The following is a 1,433-nucleotide window of genomic DNA, read 5'->3' on the forward strand; positions in this document are numbered from 1 at the left end:
GGATCAAGTTGAATTCTTGGGGGATTTGTTCGTTAAGCATAGATTTTAGATAACCTGAACAGAAAGAATTCTACATCTCTTACCCCTCTCATTGCATTTCTAAACGCTTTGATCTTCGCATTAAATGACTCTGCGGCTGCATTGGTAGCTCTGTTGTTGAAGAAGTTGAGAATGCCCAGATAATGATGCTGGATAGTCCTGGCAAGGGTTCTAAATGATGGCAGGCCTGCTTCCTCCACATCATTGTACCATAATGCCAGCTTCTTGAATGCCTGTTCTTTACTCGTACAATGACGAAAAACTTCTCCTAAACGCAATGATAACTGATAGCCTTTATGAATGATGGGATATCTGGTAAACAATAGCTCTGCTCTTTGTCTCTGTTCGCGTGTCCATGCTCCTGGGTGCTTGAATAACAAGTAACGGCTTCGTGCCAGGAGTTGCTTGGCACTATCTCCATTGGGCAAAATATCAGGTTGATAAGCACGCCCTTGTCGTTTGGCCAGGTCTATAGCAATATTTTCTTCCTCCAAAGCCTGCCAACGATGATTGATACGGATCTCCTGCACGGCTTCAAAAGCCAGTTTCTGTACATGAAATCTGTCAATTACACGATGAGCATTGGGAAAACATCTCTGCACTGTAGCATTCATGCTCGCGGCCATATCTAAGGTCACTTCCTCTACCAGTCTGCGTAATCGTTTGGGTATTCTCTTCAACACCTCGCTCAGCTGATCTGCCTGTGTGCCTTTAATCATCGCTATTATGGATCCTCTGCGCCCTCTGGCTTCTTTATTGGTAACAATGGTATAAAGCTCTCCGCTGGCAAAAGCTGTCTCGTCAATGCTTAAATAACGACCCATATTTTGTTCAAAAAGCATCCATTCACCTGCATGTTCTTTTTGTTCCCATGTGGAATAATCGCTGAGATGATGTTTGTATTGTTGCTGTAACTGCTTGCCATCAATCTGGAAGAAATGGCCTAAAACTGTAGGACTAACGGGACTTTCGTCCAAGTGTTTCTTTTAAAAAAAGACTGAACTCCTTGGTAATACGAGCCCCGTCACTGACAACATCCCAGTCTCTGGTGATAATCTCATTGGTCTGAATATCTTCCCAGCGCCTACGCTTAATGACCAGGGTTACTTTGTTCTCTCTGATTGGAAAATCCTGGACCCGGACTTCGGGTAAAAAGCCCTTGGAATGGAGTTTTCGATCGCTATATTCAGTAGGGGGTTCAATCTTTTCTTCCAGATAAATATGGAGTCCATTGGGGGATTGAGTGGTTTTAATCAGGTCAAAATACTCTAAAAGTCCCTTTGGGAGTAGAAATTCCATCAACTGTCTATAGCTCTGATCCAAGTTTGTTGCTTCTTTAATGAGTTGCAAAGCAACAAATTTTTAGCATTCCCCCCAAGAATTCAACTTGATCC

The 1,433-nt window shown here is 43.0% G+C and carries 2 protein-coding genes; both read right to left on the reverse strand.

Annotation, left to right across the window (positions count from 1 at the left end; all coding sequences use genetic code 11):
- Positions 1–32 precede the first annotated feature (32 nt).
- Positions 33–1,016: an ISAon1 family transposase gene (locus DXN04_RS34450; RefSeq protein ID WP_233525754.1), complete on the reverse strand. Its 984-nt coding sequence runs from the start codon at positions 1,014–1,016 to the stop codon at positions 33–35.
- On the reverse strand, positions 997–1,389 hold the full coding sequence (locus DXN04_RS34455; RefSeq protein WP_233525755.1) for an ISAon1 family transposase N-terminal region protein: 393 nt from the start codon (positions 1,387–1,389) through the stop codon (positions 997–999). Before DXN04_RS34455 ends, DXN04_RS34450 begins: the two co-directional genes overlap by 20 nt.
- Positions 1,390–1,433 lie beyond the last annotated feature (44 nt).

The organism is Chitinophaga silvisoli (assembly GCF_003412465.1).
Taxonomy (GTDB): Bacteria; Bacteroidota; Bacteroidia; order Chitinophagales; family Chitinophagaceae; genus Chitinophaga; species Chitinophaga silvisoli.